This is a genomic window from Saccharospirillum sp., assembly GCF_040881935.1.
In the GTDB taxonomy this organism is placed as follows: Bacteria; Pseudomonadota; Gammaproteobacteria; order Pseudomonadales; family Natronospirillaceae; genus Saccharospirillum.
On the sequence record NZ_JBBECH010000066.1, the window covers coordinates 72220 to 84918 of the forward strand.

The 12699-nt window shown below is 56.2% G+C and carries 10 protein-coding genes; 5 read left to right on the top strand and 5 right to left on the bottom strand.

The features are described from left to right. Window positions 1-173 precede the first annotated feature (173 nt). Window positions 174-2072, bottom strand: coding sequence for an ATP-binding cassette domain-containing protein (locus WEB54_RS12525; protein WP_368055986.1), 1899 nt, complete (start codon window positions 2070-2072; stop codon window positions 174-176). A gap of 124 nt (window positions 2073-2196) precedes the next feature. On the opposite strand from WEB54_RS12525, the gene WEB54_RS12530 reads away from it, so the two are divergent. From WEB54_RS12530 to WEB54_RS12540, 3 genes are all read left to right on the top strand, one after another. Further along, window positions 2197-3291: an efflux RND transporter periplasmic adaptor subunit gene (locus tag WEB54_RS12530; RefSeq protein WP_368055744.1), complete on the top strand. Its 1095-nt coding sequence runs from the start codon at window positions 2197-2199 to the stop codon at window positions 3289-3291. Between the two features lie 12 nt (window positions 3292-3303). Beyond that, a complete protein-coding gene (locus WEB54_RS12535) occupies window positions 3304-6489 on the top strand; it encodes an efflux RND transporter permease subunit (protein ID WP_368055987.1) in 3186 nt (1061 codons plus the stop codon). A 171-nt stretch (window positions 6490-6660) separates the two neighbouring features. Further along, window positions 6661-8589, top strand: coding sequence for a transglycosylase SLT domain-containing protein (locus WEB54_RS12540; RefSeq protein ID WP_368055989.1), 1929 nt, complete (start codon window positions 6661-6663; stop codon window positions 8587-8589). On the opposite strand, the gene WEB54_RS12545 is transcribed toward WEB54_RS12540, so the two are convergent. Beyond that, window positions 8586-9398 (bottom strand): MOSC domain-containing protein, encoded by an 813-nt coding sequence (locus WEB54_RS12545; protein WP_368055738.1) that lies wholly within the window; start codon window positions 9396-9398, stop codon window positions 8586-8588. The two genes, WEB54_RS12540 and WEB54_RS12545, sit on opposite strands and share 4 nt — an antisense overlap. A 173-nt stretch (window positions 9399-9571) precedes the next feature. On the opposite strand from WEB54_RS12545, the gene WEB54_RS12550 reads away from it, so the two are divergent. Beyond that, the gene (locus WEB54_RS12550; protein ID WP_368055736.1) at window positions 9572-9730 is read left to right on the top strand and encodes a hypothetical protein; all 159 of its coding nucleotides are present in this window, start codon (window positions 9572-9574) and stop codon (window positions 9728-9730) included. On the opposite strand, the gene WEB54_RS12555 is transcribed toward WEB54_RS12550, so the two are convergent. The 3 genes from WEB54_RS12555 to WEB54_RS12565 all read right to left on the bottom strand — a co-directional run bounded on the left by WEB54_RS12555 (window position 9727) and on the right by WEB54_RS12565 (window position 11436). Continuing rightward, entirely contained in the window at window positions 9727-10287 is a 561-nt protein-coding gene (locus WEB54_RS12555) for a DUF6436 domain-containing protein (RefSeq protein WP_368055734.1), read from the bottom strand. The genes WEB54_RS12550 and WEB54_RS12555 overlap by 4 nt on opposite strands. A gap of 22 nt (window positions 10288-10309) precedes the next feature. Further along, a complete protein-coding gene (locus tag WEB54_RS12560; RefSeq protein ID WP_368055732.1) occupies window positions 10310-11014 on the bottom strand; it encodes a hypothetical protein in 705 nt (234 codons plus the stop codon). Between the two features lie 155 nt (window positions 11015-11169). Then, window positions 11170-11436: a glutaredoxin family protein gene (locus WEB54_RS12565; protein WP_368055730.1), complete on the bottom strand. Its 267-nt coding sequence runs from the start codon at window positions 11434-11436 to the stop codon at window positions 11170-11172. A gap of 250 nt (window positions 11437-11686) precedes the next feature. On the opposite strand from WEB54_RS12565, the gene WEB54_RS12570 reads away from it, so the two are divergent. Further along, window positions 11687-12595 carry a LysR family transcriptional regulator gene (locus WEB54_RS12570; RefSeq protein ID WP_368055728.1) on the top strand — a complete coding sequence of 303 codons (909 nt, stop codon included), beginning with the start codon at window positions 11687-11689 and terminating at the stop codon, window positions 12593-12595. Window positions 12596-12699: the final 104 nt, after the last annotated feature.

Genomic DNA, 12699 nt, shown 5'->3' on the forward strand with positions numbered 1-12699 from the left:
ATCGCCTTCACAGGCGGTATACACACGCTGCCTGTGTTACGACAACCAGTTGGGTTCCGTCTTCCGGAAAATTAAACTCGTACCGAATACTCATGCACTGCGCCCCATAGCTATAGTGATGCTGACACAAGCTTGGCCCGGTGGTTCAGGATAGAACCACCGGGCATGCAGGCTCAGCTGTGCTTCTCTTCCAGCTCAGCCCAACGTTCAAATCGTTTTTCGAGGGCTTGTTGTGCCGTTGTCAACGCGTGCAACACTGGCTGGGTTTTGTCTGAGGGCTGCTCATAAAACCCTGGTTGATTAATGTCAGCTTCCAACCGGGCAATGTCCTGCTCCAGGGTTTCAATATCGGACGGCAGCTGGTCAAACTCACGTTGCTCCTTGAAAGACAGCTTTTTCGCGGGCTTTGTAGCGGGCTTTGCTATTACAGGCTCCGCTTTCTCACGCTGACCGGGCGCTGCCTTTGGCGTTTGCTGGCGAGTATCGGGCCACTGGCCACCCTGCATCTTCCAGTCTTCGTAGCCACCGGCGTACTGGCGCAGGGCACCGTTACCTTCAAACGCCCAGGTTCGGGTCGCCAACTGGTCGATAAAGTATCGGTCGTGGCTGACCAGCAGCAGGGTACCGTCAAATTCGCTGAGACGGTCGACCAGCATTTCCAGGGTTTCGATGTCCAGGTCGTTGGTCGGTTCATCCAACACCAGGAAATTGGCCGGCTGGCTGAACAGCCGTGCCAGCAGCAACCGGTTGGTTTCCCCACCGGACAGTTGCTTCACTTTCATACGGGCACGTTCCGGTGCGAACAGAAAATCTTCAAGGTAGCTGATCACGTGACGGCGACGACCGCCCAGCTCCAAAAATTCGCGACCCTCGGCAACCGAATCCATCACCGTTTTCTCCGGATCCATTCGGGCCCGGGCCTGATCAAAATAAGCCACTTCCAGCTTGGTGCCCTGCTCCACCGCACCCTGGGTTGGCTGAATCTGCTGCAGCATCAGTTGAATCAGGGTGCTCTTGCCTATCCCATTCGGGCCGAGCAAGGCAATGCGATCACCCCGGTTGATCAGGCCGGTAAATTTGTCGATCAGAAGGTTGTCGGCATAACCAAAGGTGACATGCTCCAGCACAACAACCTGCTTGCCACTGCGATCGGCCGCTTCAATCTCAAAATCACTCTGCCCGGTCTGCCCCCGGCGCTGGCTGACCTCCTTGCGCAGGGCCTGTAAAGCTCGAACCCGACCTTCGTTCCGGGTACGACGGGCCTTGATGCCCTGACGAATCCACACCTCTTCGTCCGCCAGCTTTTTATCCATATGACGACGATGCACTTCCTCTTCGGCCAAACGCGCGTCTTTGGCTTCGAGATAGGCGTCGTAGGGCGCTGGAAAGGTGTTCAGATGACCACGATCCAGTTCCACAATTCGGGTCGCCACCCGGTCGATAAAACGACGGTCGTGAGAGACGAAGACAATGGCTCCCGGATAATCCAGCAAGAAGCCCTCCAGCCACTCCACCATGGCAATATCCAGATGGTTGGTAGGCTCATCCAGAATCAGAATGTCGGGTCGGCTGATCAGCGCCCGAGCCAGCAGCACCCGCCGCCGCCAGCCGCCCGACAGGGTTTTAAAGGCAACCTCACCGTCCAGTTTGAGACGGGTTAATACGGCCGCCAGGGTCGCGTGTATTTGCCAGCCATCACCGAGTTCAATGGTGTGTTGCAACGACTCCAAACGAGACAGATCCGGCTCGGGCTGCAGGCTCTCGTGGTCATAAGCCGCCAGCGCACGGCCGAGCTCACCCAATCCTTCCAGTACCACCTCGCTGACCAAACGATCATCCCCTTCGGGAAGGTCTTGTTGCAGTTGTGCCAGAGTGACACCCTGACGCACCCGAATCTGGCCATCGTCGGGAGTACGCTGCCCGTTCAGCAAACTCAACAGCGTCGACTTACCTGCACCGTTCTTGCCAACCAGACAAAGACGTTCACCCGGCTCTATGATCAGCGATGCTTCATCAAGCAAGGGCGCTGCGCCCAACGCAAAGGTGACGCGGTCAAACACAACCAGACTCATTCATGATCCTTATTAACAGTAGGGACGTAGAGTAGTGCCTGACGAATGCCAGCTTACTTCTGGCACTGTCCGGGTCTTCACCACTCTTCTATGGTGGGCGAGATTTTCCCAGAGGTATACATTCGTGGCAAAACATATTCCAACCGGACCTATTATCGCAGTTCTGATGGTGATTGGCGCGGGGGCCTGGCTATATACTGGCAACAGTGACGACGTCGCCGCTGAAACACCGAAAGAAACACCGATCGAGCGCAGCCTGACGCCCAAGGTTCAGGCGACCGTTCTGAACGAGTCTGAGGTTCGCCGAACGCTGCAACTGAACGGCGTGACCCAACCGGCGCGCACCGTATCGGTGACCAGTGAAGAGACGGGCCGTGTTATTGAGATCCTCAAGTCCAAGGGCGAGCGGGTGGCGGCCAATGAAGTCATTGCCCGCCTCGACCCCCAGGATCTTGAAGCCCGGTTGCGCCAGGCAAGAGCCTATCAGGAGCAAACACGCCTTGAGTACGAGGGCGCACAGCGTTTGCGCACCGAAGGCTTGCAAAACCGGGCTCAGGCCGCGGCCTCTCTGACTCAATATGAACAGGCCCGGGCGGAGCTTGCTTCGCTGGAACGCTCGCTGGCCAATACGTCCATCCGGGCGCCTTTTGCGGGTGTCATGGACAGCAGTGCCATCGAAATCGGTACCTACGTGCGACCGGGAGACGACATCGCCAAGCTGTATGATTTCTCGGAACTCACCATTATCGGCAATGTCCCCGAAGCGGACGTTGGCCCGCTGCGCCTCGGTCAGGAGGCCACTGTAACACTGCTGACCGGTGAAACCATGTCCGGCATCATCGATTACATCGGCGCTGTTGCCAACCCGGCCACTCGCACCTTCGAGGTTGAAATTGCGGTCAAGGAAAGCCCGAAACAAGTAGCAGGCGCCACCGCCACAGCCACCATCATGCTGGATCAGGTACCAGCACACTATATTAGCCCGGCTCTGCTGAACATCAATGACGCTGGCAAGCTGGGCGTGAAGACACTGACTGAAGACAACACCGTGCAATTCAGTGAACTGAACATTATCCGGTCCGATACCGGTGGTGTTTGGGTGTCTGGCATTCCGGACCAGGCACGACTGATCGTGGTTGGCCAGGGCTTCGTGAACATCGGCGAACAGGTCGACCCCATCATGGTCGAGCGGGAAGGCAACCTGGCTGCAGGCCTGTAACAGGAGAACATCATGCTCAGCATTATTCACGCGGCATTGAACCGGGTTCGAACCGTCATGTTGTTCTTCGCCCTGATTTTCATCGCCGGGCTGGTCGCGTTACAAACCATCCCGAAAGAAGCTCAGCCCGACGTCACCATTCCCTATGTGTATGTAGGTACCGGCCTGGAAGGCATTTCTCCGGAAGATGCCGACCGCTTACTGGTCCGGCCTCTGGAACAAGAGCTTCAGGGCCTGGAAGGCATGAAAGAATTGGTGAGCACCGCCAGTGAAGGCCGTGCCACCCTGACCCTGGAGTTCGACATCGGCGTCGACATCGACAAGGCCCTGACCGATGTACGCGACCGGGTCGATAAAGCCAAAAACAACTTGCCCAGTGAAGCCGATGAACCTTCGGTTCAGGAAATTAACCTGTCACTGTTTCCGGTCATCAACGTATCGCTATCGGGCAATGTCGATGAGCGCATTTTGTTTGCAGTCGCTGAGGATCTGAAGGATCGCATCGAAGCCGTTCGTGGCGTTCTCGAATCGCCGATCAGCGGCAAACGTGAAGAAGTTGCCGAGATCATCATCGACCCGGCACTGATGGCCAGCTACAACATTTCCCATGGCGAACTGGCTCAGCTGGTCAGCCGTAACAACCAGTTAATCGCCGCGGGCAATCTGGATACCGGTGCCGGACGTTTTTCGGTCAAGATACCGGGGCTGATTGAAACCGAAAAGGACATTCTAAACCTCCCGGTCAAGGTTGATGGCGACACCGTTGTGCGCTTTCGTGACATTGCCGTGGGTCAGCGAACCTATAAAGACGCCGACAACATTTCCCGCGTCAACGGGCAGCCTGCTGTCACCCTGGAAGTAACCAAGCGTGCGGGCGAAAACATCATCGAAACCATCGATCAGGTTAAGTCGGTCATCGCAGGCGTCCAGCCAAAGTGGCCTGAAGGGATACAGGTGAACTACACCCAGGATCAGTCGGTAATGATCATTCAGCAGCTGGATGATCTGTTCAACTCGGTGCTGCTGGCAACTTTACTGGTGTTTGTGGTCATTGTCTGGGCACTGGGGGTGCGCAGCGCCATCCTGGTTGGCCTGGCGATTCCGTCGAGCTTCCTGGCGGCTATTCTGGTGCTAAACATGCTGGGCATCACGCTGAACATTGTTGTCCTGTTCGCGTTAATTCTCAGCGTTGGCATGCTCGTAGATGGTGCCATCGTGGTGACCGAATACGCCGACCGGCGTATGTCGGAAGGGGCGCATCGGCGCAGTGCCTACCGGGAAGCTGCTACCCGTATGGCCTGGCCAATTACCGCCTCTACGGCTACGACTTTGGCAGTGTTCATGCCGTTGTTGTTCTGGCCTGGCATTGCTGGAGAATTCATGGGCTACTTGCCCAAGACGGTTCTGATTACCCTCACCGCCTCGTTGGTAATGGCTCTGATCGCGGTTCCTGCCTTCGGTACACTCTTTGGTAAACCGGCCAGGGTGTCTGAAAGCAAGCGACTGGCAATGGACGCCATTGACCACGGCAAGCTCGACGATATACGAGGCGGACTGGGCGTGTACATTCGCTTTCTCAAACCCCTGCTGGTTCGCCCCTGGCTCGCGCTGGTACTGATTGGCGTTATTGTGGTGGCTATTTATCTGGCCTTCTCGGCACGTTCGACCAACGTTGAATTTTTCCCCGAGGTCGATTCGGAATTCGGCAGTCTTATCGTGCGAGCCCGGGGTAACCTGTCCCTGCAGGAGCGCAATGTGCTGGTGCGTCAGGTAGAAGAGCGGCTGGCCAGTCAGGATGCGATTAAGACGGTAACATCCAAAGTCACTGCTGTACCCCTGCGCGACTACCCAGAAGACGCCATCGGCGTGCTGATGATGGAGTTTGTTGACTGGACGCTCCGGCCAGGGTCCGACACCGTGATGAATCAGGCGGTGGAAGTGGCTTCGGACATACCGGGTATTGTGGTTGAAGCCCAGCAAGCACAGATGGGGCCAACCACGGGCATCGACATCCAGCTGCAGTTCTTCTCTGATAATCTGCAAGCGCTCTACGGCACCGTCGATCAGGTAGTCAGTCAAATTCGCCAGAACGAGCAGATTCAGGACGTCAGCGACAACCGGCCGCTACCCGGTCTCGAATGGCTGGTCCAGGTCGACCGTGAGCAAGCCAGCCGCTTTGGGGTAGATCTCGGCACCGTCGGGTCATCCATTCAGATGATCACTAACGGCCTTAACGTGGGCAGCTATCGCCCTAACGACGCCGATGACGAGTTGGACATCCGTATTCGCTACCCCTTCGATGGGCGCGAACTGGATCAGATCGACCGGCTAACGGTAACGTCGCGCGGCGAACAGGTACCCATCAGCAACTTTATTACCCGGTCGGCACAGAACAAGCAGGGCGATATTTTCCGCACCGACGGCAAACTGACGTTGAGCGTTGAAGCCAATGTGAAACCGGGTGAGCGGGTCGACCTGGCCATTGCCGCCATCGAAGAACAACTGCAGGCCGCTTTCGCATCGGGCGAGTTGCCTTCCGTGGTGTCTTACCGCTTTGTTGGCGACCAGCAGGAACAGGCCGAGACCATGACGTTCCTCGGCAATGCCTTCGGTGTGGCGATCTTCATCATGATCATCATCCTGGTGACCCAGTTCAACAGCTTCATGCAAACGGCGCTGATTCTGACCGCAATTCTACTATCCACGGTGGGCGTCATGGTGGGCATTATCATCACCGGCTCCAGCTTTGGTGTGGTGATGAGCGGGGTTGGTATCATCGCGCTGGCGGGCATTGTGGTGAACAACAACATCGTGTTGATCGATACCTACAACCTGATCCGTTCCCAGGGCGTACCACCGATCGATGCGGCGCTGACCACCTGCGCCCAGCGCTTGCGGCCAGTATTGCTGACGACCATCACCACCATTCTCGGGCTGCTACCGATGGTGTATCAGCTCACCATCGACCTGTTCGACCGGCAATGGTCGGTAGGTGCACCGTCGTCGCAGTGGTGGACTCAATTGTCGACCACCATCGCCGGGGGGTTGATCTTCGCTACCGTGTTGACGCTTATTTTTACACCCGCGATGCTGATTCTGATCGAACAGTCCCGGAACTTTACCGGAAATCTTAAGCAGGATATCGCCAAGCGATTACCGTTTAGACGCAAGGCCAGGTTACGCGAAACCGACGCCTGATAACTCAACACTAACAACCCCGGCGGCTGCCGGGGTTTTATTATCACAACAAACAGCTCCCTTTACACTCCATGCCTTGCGTTACCCGGGGGTTTGGTTAGCCTTAAACAAAGAGGCACTACTGCCTGTACGCCCTTCTTCGGCACGTCCACAGTAAAGGCTATCCATTGCATGCGAAACGCGTTTTGTTGCACCCTGATTATTGGACTGTGTCTGGCGCCCTGGGTACCGGCCAACGCCCAAACCGAAGACACGGGTGCCGCCCGTAACTACGCTACCCTATTGAACCAGATCGAGAACCACGAGTTCTCTTTTGAGCAGTTGCAACACCATGAAGACCACCTACTCTACCCTCATCTGGCCACTCACTGGGTCGAGCACAATCTGGAGACCACTGAAGCTGCCTGGTTCCAGGGCTTTCTGGCAAATCCCGAGCATCAACCTGCCGCCTGGACCACACGCAAGGCCTGGCTGAATGAGCTGGCGCGCCGCGAAGCCTGGTCACCCTACCTGAATTTCCTGGCCGCAAGCGGCGAAACCGGCTCCGATTGTCAGCCTTTCCAGGCACGGGAAGCCCAGGGTGACACCATCCCACTTGAGGAGATTGAGGCAACCTGGCTTGTCGGTCGGGGCCTGGCCGATGCTTGTGGCCCCTATCTTGAGCGCCTGACTGACCTTCCCCGGTTCAATGAATTGGTTTGGCAACGCCAGCTGCTGGCGTTTTCAGCCCGCAGTGGCGGTCTGATCCACTACCTGAATACGCTTTACACCGAGGCCGACTGGCAAGCCCGTGGCGACAGGCTGGTTGAGGTGTACAACGACCCCACTCGCATTGCTTCGCAGCTTTACCATCCGAACAAGGCCTGGCACCGGGAACTGGCCCTGGCTGCGGTGGACCGAATGGCTTATTTGAAACCCGAAAACACCTCAAATCTCTGGGTGGAACTCATTCGCAGTACCCCGAGCTTCACCCAGGCCGACGTACGCCGGGTGTCCGAACACCTCGGTATCGCCATGGCGAAACTGGCTCTGCCCCAGGCCGATTACTGGCTGACCATTGCCGACCCGGGCCGTCGTTCTGAAGAGGTACAACACTGGCGGCTGCAACTGGCCCTGGCTCGTAACGACTGGCCTGCGGTGCTGGACTTGCAAGACGCACTTCCAGACTCACTGCAGCGCGAGGGCCAGTGGCAATACTGGTCCGCCGAAGCCTTATACCATACCGAGGCAAAGGACGCGGCCCGCTCGCGCTTCGAGTCTCTGGCACAACAACGGTCTTACTACGGCTTTTTAGCCGCCGACCACCTGGGTAAACCAGCGGCCCTGAACCCGGCTAACACACTGCGCCTGGAAGACATTGAACAGCAGCTGTCACTGCTTCCACCCATACAACGCGCCCGCCTGTTGTTTCTTGCCGGCGACCTCGAACGTGCACAAATCGAATGGAACCTGGCGGTCCGGCCAATGAACCCGGACCAGCATTTTGCGGCCGCCCACCTCGCCGCCCAATGGCAATGGCATCACAAAGCCTCACAAACAGCAGACTGGAGCGGACGCTACGATGAGTTGGATTTACGCTATCCAACGCCCTGGAACGATCTGGTTACTCAGGTGTCGGAACAGCACCAGGTACCGCCCTACTGGATCTACGGTGTTATCCGTCAGGAAAGTGGTTACATGACCCGGGCGGTATCCTCGGCTGGCGCCCTGGGGCTAATGCAATTGATGCCTTACACCGCGCAGCATTTATCCGACACCGACGATCTGGGGTTGACCGCTGAATCGGACATCACTGAACCGGTGATCAATTTGGATCTGGGCACCCGCTACCTGGCTCTAATGATGGCCCGCTACGACAACCCGGTCTATGCGACCGCGGCCTATAATGCCGGGCCGTCCCGGGTAGATCGCTGGAAGGAGCGCTACCCGAGTGACCTCAGTATCTGGATCGAGTCAATTCCCTTTGACGAAACCCGGGGCTACGTGAAATCGGTTTTGACCTACTCACAGATCTACGCCAACCGGGACCAGCTCGACTGGACACTGACGCAATGGCTGCAACCGGAACAGGTCGCCGATCTCGATACGCCAGATCATTAAACCGGGTTCCAGAGGCCGCTGTCGCCCAGTCGCAGACTGCTCACACCGCGGGCAACAGCGTTGACGCCGAAAACGGTGCGCCCGTCGAAACGACAGGCCGATTTCAGTAGGGCAGCCGTCTCTTTCTGGTATTTCCCGGTTTCCGGATCAATCGCCGGGATATTGCAGCGCTCACACACCTTAAGTAGCGCCAGTTCTCCCTCCTCCAGCGTCCACTCACCCAGGGCCAGCTCCTGGCCCGCCGGTAACCCGTCCACCACTATATTGGGCCTAAAACGGCGTTGTTCGAGTGAAAGCTTCGTGGTTTGAACAAGTTCATCGATACTGGCTTGATTGCACACCAGCAACGGGTAACCATCGGCGAAGCCCACTCGTTCCGAGTCCTTTGCCTGTGCATCGGGCACCCTCCGCTCACTGATTTCACCCAGCCAAACCAGACGCACCGGAAAACCAAGCTCGGCTGAAAACCAGTCGGAGGCAGTAGCGTCCACTTCGTAGCCGGTCAGTTCATCTTTCCAGACGGTTACTGTTATTTCAGGGTATGTCTGCAAAGGCTGGGGGTCGGGCAAAAATAGCGTGTGACCGCTGGGCGCGGTAATCTGAATGCGGCCGTCGACCTGAGCCAGGCGATACAGCGCCATCATCATTTGGCTGCGCTGCGATACAAATTGGCCACGATGATCGACCAGCATCCAGCGGCGATCACCTACCGGGCCGTTGTTATCAAAACTGAGTGAATCAACCTGAAGACCAGCCAGCGATTTGACCGGGTAAATCCAAAGTTCCCTGACTGACACCTGAAACGACATTAACTCTGCTCCTCAACGTTTAGGTCGCTATTGGAGCAGACTCGGTCTCAGTCTTCCAGCGCCTCGATACGTTCCTTTACCAGGGAGCCTCTGAATAACTCCCCCGGGGCTCTGGCTTATCCGAGGGAGGTTGCCTCAAGACGGACTCATGCAGGAATGTCTGGACCTTTCAAATGAGTCCAACGCAGTGGCAGCGTTCCTCGGAAAGCCCCGGAGCACCCTTCGGGCATAAAGGCGCGGCTAAAACGTCCTGCCCCGGCGTTGCACTTCTTGATAAGGGCTACGGCTATTGCGCTGCGAAAGTTGAGCTGGAGCCAAAACACGACGATTAACCACCGGTCGCGACAAGGCCAAAACTCTCACACTGGCAGCTGTTGGCGTCTACCTGCAAGACCCGGCCCGGTCGAGACAGAGGCAGCCAGTCATCGACCAAGCTATTTGCCGTGGTGCAGCGCAATCCATCGCTGTAAGGACCGAGGTAACGAATCTGCCCGTCGGCGCCTGTCAGTGCCAGCATCGGCCCCGGGGAGTTGGGAAAAGAAGGGGTGAGCAATAATTGGGCGAGTTCCGTACTCAGAAAATCGTCGCCGGCCTGATACCGCTGGTAGCCCAGTGCATCGGCTCGGATACTGAGGTCGGCGGCGTGTTGACCGGTGAAAAACCGGCACAAGCACCCTTCAGGCATCAAATGCACCATCGCCGGATGCTCAATCGGCTGTTGATCCAGCCAGGTCTGCCAGTCGGTACCCCAGCGGGCGACATCAGGGACCGACTCGCCAAACCAGCCTAGATACTGAGCCCGAAACCCGAAGGTCACCGTAGCCAGCACCAAACCGGCCACTATCAGCCCCAATACCGCTCGCCATGAACTAGGGTACAGGGTCCGCATGGGATCGGCCGACCTATCCGATTTATCGACGGGTATCGCAACGCCCCCACTCACACTGCATTAGCACATAGCTGCTGTCGGAACATACAGCGTCGTAGACCTCCAGCGGCCACTCATTGCGCAAGATGGATACCTGAGGTTGGTTGCAGCCTTGCGCCTGGAGTTTTTGCTCGACAACAAACAGAGAACGACCATAACGACGATACCGTGCGTTAATAACACGTGCTTGATCAACATCGGCCATCCGTTGCTTTTCATCATTTTGCAACGCCACCAGCATTTCAAAGTGAGAGGAATTGCGGCTCAGGTCCCGCTCACCATCCTGGTAGGTCGCCAGTTCGCGGGTACAGTTGCGTTCAGGCCTGTCATCCAGCCAATTGTCGACCTGCTCACGGGCATCGGCCTGAACCATCTCGATCACTTGCATCGACAGATAGGCCCGCTGATCTTCCACCGGAGCGGCTTGCTGTTCCCAGTTTAACTGCAGCAATCCATAGTCAGCCGCACTGACCGCAGCACCATTACGTCGCCACCAATCACGTTGCGTTTGCACAGCCTGGGATTCGAGCTGTGGGCTGATGAACTGACACTGGCTCGCCAGTTCACGCAAACTGGCGTCTGTGGTTAACGCATAGTGAATGGCTTCACTGCGGGGGGTAGGCAGGCTGGCACACCCAGCCAATACAGTGGCGGCGACGGCCACCAGGGTGCAGGTTCTAACGACCATCAAGAACTCCAAAACGACATTGAATCAACGACTGAGACAGTAAGTATAGCGCCAAGCACTGGCAGCGTCTCGACCCGTGTTTTCATAAGACAGTTCAACCATTGCAGGAAATAAACAAACGACAAGTATGGGAATACGAAAACTTTATGAGAGGGTTAGACGGAGCGGGTCTCGGTTTTGAATTGAGCCAGATAGTGACGAACATCAGCGACGGAAAACGGCCAGCCTACATCGTAGTCTGCTCCCTCAAGCCGAATCACTGGAATTCGAATCGCATAACGTTCCATCAAGTCATCCTGATGGGCAATATCCACTTTCGACCAGCTCAGGGCCGGTTCCGTTTGCAACACTTCTTTAAGAACAGACTCAGCGTATTCACACAGATGACAGCCATCGGTTGTATACAACGTCAGGTTCAACACAGTAACGCTCCAATTCTGATTGAACCTTTATTGTAGAGGTGCTCACTCCCAATACCAGAGAGAATAGCCAAAATATGTGACTCTCTTTAGGTAACGGTTTGCAAACCGATGTAAGGTTAAAGGCGAGTCATGATTATCAAAAATTAATCATCAATACAGTTGGATTATTGATAGAGTGCGATTATTATCACTCTCACACCGTTAATAGCGCATTAAATCACCGTTTCATGAAACTAAGCAGGGTAATGCTATGGCGCGACTCGACTCACTGATCATTTTTACCACCGTCGTGAAAGCCAACAACTTCACCAATGCCGCTCATCAACTGGGCCTGACACCTTCAGCAGTGAGCAAGCAGATCAGCTTGCTGGAAGACAAACTCGGTGTCCGTCTGCTCAACCGAACCACCCGCTCAGTCAGCCCGACCGAAGCCGGCCAGCTGTTCTTTAACCGCTGCAGCCGAATTCTGGAGGATCTGGAAGAAGCCGAGCATATGGTGAAAGACCTGGAGACATCACCCCGGGGCACCTTGCGAATCACCGCGACACCGACCTTCGGTCGTTCCATGCTGATGAAGATATTTTCCAAGTTTCTGGAGCAGTACCCCAATGTGAACTTTGATCTGATCCTCGCCGACAAAGGGCTGGATCTGGTGCGGGAAGGCATCGATCTGGCGATTCACCTGGGCTCACTGCAAGACAGCCGCCTGGTGGCCAGGCCAGTGGCCAAGCAGAAGGTAATTCTGACAGGAACGCGCAAATACCTGGATGAGCACGGTCATCCAAAGAAACTCGGCGATCTGTTTAAGCATCATATTCTGATGGTATCGGGTATCGATTTCGCTGAACCGCGCTGGATAAAACGCTTTTTGAAAGAAGCTGGCCTGCAAAACAAAGACCGGCGTTTCACCGTAAACGATCTGGATACGCTGTGCGAAGCGACCATGAACGACATGGGCATCACCGCCCTGCCGTATTACATGGTCCGTGACGAGCTGGCGAGCGGGAAAATGGTGCATCTACTGCCAGAAATTATCTTTCCCAGCCGCACCATTCATGTGGTGTATCCGGAAAACCGCTATCTGTCGGCAAAAAGCCGGGCCTTCGTCGATTTCATGGCGGCCTATTTTGAAGAACACGACCTGGACAAAACCGGCTGACACTTCAAACGGGCCGCCTTTACCGGCGGCCTAACCTCTTACAAACACTCTATTGCTGGTTGAGAAAGGACTCCAGACCCGGGTCTGCATACATCCGCTCCAGG

What these genes read in the sequence shown, in the direction of transcription:
- WEB54_RS12555 (WP_368055734.1), bottom strand. Translation starts at nt 10,287, where the DNA reads ATGCGGACCCTGTACCCTAGTTCATGGCGAGCGGTATTGGGGCTGATA.
- WEB54_RS12550 (WP_368055736.1), top strand. Translation starts at nt 9,572, where the DNA reads ATGAGTCCAACGCAGTGGCAGCGTTCCTCGGAAAGCCCCGGAGCACCC.
- WEB54_RS12560 (WP_368055732.1), bottom strand. Translation starts at nt 11,014, where the DNA reads ATGGTCGTTAGAACCTGCACCCTGGTGGCCGTCGCCGCCACTGTATTG.
- WEB54_RS12570 (WP_368055728.1), top strand. Translation starts at nt 11,687, where the DNA reads ATGGCGCGACTCGACTCACTGATCATTTTTACCACCGTCGTGAAAGCC.
- WEB54_RS12525 (WP_368055986.1), bottom strand. Translation starts at nt 2,072, where the DNA reads ATGAGTCTGGTTGTGTTTGACCGCGTCACCTTTGCGTTGGGCGCAGCG.
- WEB54_RS12540 (WP_368055989.1), top strand. Translation starts at nt 6,661, where the DNA reads ATGCGAAACGCGTTTTGTTGCACCCTGATTATTGGACTGTGTCTGGCG.
- WEB54_RS12535 (WP_368055987.1), top strand. Translation starts at nt 3,304, where the DNA reads ATGCTCAGCATTATTCACGCGGCATTGAACCGGGTTCGAACCGTCATG.
- WEB54_RS12545 (WP_368055738.1), bottom strand. Translation starts at nt 9,398, where the DNA reads ATGTCGTTTCAGGTGTCAGTCAGGGAACTTTGGATTTACCCGGTCAAA.